The 3139-nt window shown below is 74.3% G+C and carries 2 protein-coding genes; one reads left to right on the top strand and one right to left on the bottom strand.

Going from position 1 to position 3139, the window contains the following annotated elements; all coding sequences use genetic code 11:
• Positions 1-140: 140 nt before the first annotated feature.
• Positions 141-1850 carry a FecR family protein gene (locus ACXJLU_RS32970; RefSeq protein ID WP_457337943.1) on the bottom strand — a complete coding sequence of 570 codons (1710 nt, stop codon included), beginning with the start codon at positions 1848-1850 and terminating at the stop codon, positions 141-143.
• Between the two features lie 109 nt (positions 1851-1959).
• Between ACXJLU_RS32970 and ACXJLU_RS32965 the strand changes: the two genes are divergently transcribed.
• Positions 1960-3139 (top strand): 2,4-dienoyl-CoA reductase FMN-binding domain-containing protein (locus tag ACXJLU_RS32965; protein WP_457337944.1); only part of this gene is annotated, 1180 nt, incomplete at its 3' end.

Genomic DNA, 3139 nt, shown 5'->3' with positions numbered 1-3139 from the left:
CCTGCAGGTCGTGCCAGGCGGTCTGCGCCGGCGCCAGCGTGCCGCTGGCGGCGATCAGCCCGGCGAGCAGCACGCTCGCCGCGAGCGCGAGGAGCACCGCGCGGCGGCCGGTCGGCGCAGGCCACTTCACGCCACGGCCTTCACAGCAACAGCAGCACCGCCGCGCCCGGCAGCAGCCACCACCACAGGCTGCGCGGCACGTCGAACTGCTGGGTCGCGCCCCACGGGCCGGTGAAGCCGTCGGCCTGCTGCGTGCGCACGCGCAGGAAGTAGCGGCCGGGGGCAGGGCGCGGCAACACCAGCTCGGGCAGGTCCTCGCGCCGTTCCAGCACCAGCTGCGTGAAGGCGGCATCGGTCGCGACCTGCACGTCGTAGGCATCGTCGCTGCTGCGGGCGCGCCAGCGGAACACCAGCTGCCCGCCCTCGTCCTTCGGCGGTGCGAGCGTGGCCGGCGGTGGCGTCTCGCGCAGCTCGAAGCTGCTGGCGTCGCTGAACGGGCCGGGGTCGTCGCCGGCGGCGATGCTCGCGATGCGCCAGTGGTAGCGGCCGGGCGGCAACGCGAGGCCGAGCCGCTCGCCGCTCACGTCGCCGCGGTCGACGCGCACCGTCTCGAAGCGCGCATCGTCGGCCACCTGCAGGTGGTAGCGCTGCGCGGCGGCCGCCTTCGTCCAGCTGAACTCGACGCGCTCGCCATAGGCATGCCCTTCGTCGCGCGGTTCGGTGGTGAAGGGCGGCTCCGGCCGCGCCTTCAGCGTGAACGCGAGCTGCGAGCTGCGGCCCTCCAGGCCCTGGGCGTCGCGCGCGCGCACCTGCAGCAGGTAGCGGCCGTCGGGCAGGTCGGCCCACTGTGCGGCGGGTTCGGTGAAGCTGCCGTCGAGCAGCCGCTGGTTCAGGCTCTCGTCGGCGAAGACCTGGGCGCGGTAGCCGACCGCACCGGCGAGCGCCGGCCACGAAAAGCGCAGCGGCACGCGCTCGTAGCGGGTCGGCAGCGTCGACAGGCCCGGCGCCGCCGGCAAGGGCTTCACCGGCGTGGCGCCGGCCGCACCGGCCACCATGCCGAAGCCGTCGGCGATGGTCGCGACCGGCTTGCGGCCGCTGCTGGCCGCGACGCGCCCCTCGGTGACCTCGGCCGCGGTGCTGCCGGCCGCCACGCGCACGCGGAACTCGGTGCCGCGCACGCCCAGCGTCAGCACCGGCGTGCGGACGTCGTAGGCCGAGCCGCGGGTGCGCTGCGGGTTGACGCGCGATTCCGCCTCGCCCGCGTCGAGCGTCAGCTGCGAGCGGGTGACGCCGCTGTGGCCGAACATCAGCAGCGAATCCATGCGCAGCTGCGAGCCGCCGGAGACCAGCACGCGCGTCGAGTCGGCGAGGCGCAGCGTGAGGCTCGCGTCGGGCTCGGTGCGCAGCAGGTCGCCGGGCTGCAGCGTGTCGCCGACCGCCAGCGCGATGCGCTCGCCGGTGCGCTCGCGCTGCGCAGCGCCCGACAGGAAGGCGACGCTCGCGACCGTCGCCTCGGCGCGCAGCCAGGCCACCGGCAGGCGCAGCTGGCGGCCCGGCTCGAGCCGCTTCGGGTCGGCGACCTGGTTCAGGCGCTGCAGCCGCTGCCAGCCGGCGCCGGGCGCGAGGTAGCTGTTGGCGATGCTGTAGAGGGTGTCGCCGGGGACGACGCGGTAGTGCCAGTCGGTGGCCGGCGCGGCGGTGGCGGCGGAAGCTGATTCAGCGGGCGCGGCGGCGGCCGGAGCAGCCTCGGCCGCGTGGCCGGCACCGGCGCCGAGGAGCACCAGGCAAGCGATGGCCGCTGCAACGCCGCGGGCGTCGCGCATCGCACTCCCAGCCGGCGAACGGGACATCGTGTGCCTCCCTCGGACCCGATGAAGCCCGGCGCGTCTATGCGGCCAAGCCCTGACCCGGCCCAGAGCGCGGAAAGATAGCATGGGCCGACAGCTCCGTGCCCACTCGATGACCCCCACTCCTGCCCCTTACCCGCACCTTCTCGCCCCGCTCGACCTCGGCTTCCTGACGCTGCCCAACCGCGTGCTGATGGGCAGCATGCACACCGGCCTCGAAGACGGGCGCAAGCACTTCCCGGCGATGGCCGCGTTCTTCGCCGAGCGGGCGCGCGGTGGCGTCGGGCTGATGGTGACCGGTGGCTTCGCGCCCAACATCGCCGGCTGGACCAAGCCGTTCGCCGGCATGCTGGCCAGCAGCGGCGCGGCCCGCCGCCACCGCGAGGTGACCGGCGCGGTGCATGCCGAAGGCGGCCGCATCGCGCTGCAGATCCTGCACACCGGGCGCTACGGCTACCACCCGTTCTGCGTCGCGCCGTCGCGCATCCAGTCGCCGATCTCGCCGTTCACGCCGCGCGAGCTGTCGGCGCGCGGCATCGAGCGGCAGATCCGCGCCTTCGTGCGCTGCGCGCTGCTGGCGCGCGAGGCCGGCTACGACGGCGTCGAGATCATGGGCAGCGAGGGCTACCTGATCAACCAGTTCCTGGTGACGCACACCAACCATCGGAGCGATGACTGGGGCGGCTCGTACGAGAACCGCATGCGGCTGCCAGTCGAGATCGTGCGCCGCGTGCGCGAGGCGGTCGGGCCGGATTTCATCCTGATCTACCGGCTGTCGATGATCGACCTGATCCCCGACGGCAGCAGCTGGCCCGAGGTGGTCGCGCTGGCGAAGGCGGTCACGCAGGCCGGCGCGACGATCCTGAACACCGGCATCGGCTGGCACGAGGCGCGCGTGCCGACCATCGCCACCAGCGTGCCGCGCGGCGCGTTCGCATCGGTCACGCAGACGATGCGCCGCGAGCTGCGCGCCGCTGGCCTCACGATCCCGCTGGTCACCAGCAACCGCATCAACACGCCCGGGGTCGCCGAACAGCTGCTGGCCGATGGCTGCGCCGACCTGGTGAGCCTGGCGCGTCCGCTGCTCGCCGATCCGGAGTTCGTCCGCAAGGCGGCGGCCGGGCGGTCGCAGGCCATCAACACCTGCATCGCCTGCAACCAGGCCTGCCTCGACCATGCGTTCAAGGCGCAGCTCGCGACCTGCCTGGTCAACCCGCGCGCCGCGCGCGAGACGGTGCTCGTGCAGCGGCCGGCGCGGCAACGCCGCCGCGTCGCGGTGGTGGGCGCGGGGC

The organism is Rhizobacter sp. P5_C2 (assembly GCF_054049715.1).
The sequence above is the reverse complement of the archived record's forward strand: the minus strand, read 5'-3'. Positions and strand labels throughout refer to the sequence as shown.

Coding starts and splice junctions, on each gene's coding strand:
- ACXJLU_RS32970 (WP_457337943.1), bottom strand. CDS start 1,850: ATGTCCCGTTCGCCGGCTGGGAGTGCGATGCGCGACGCCCGCGGCGTT.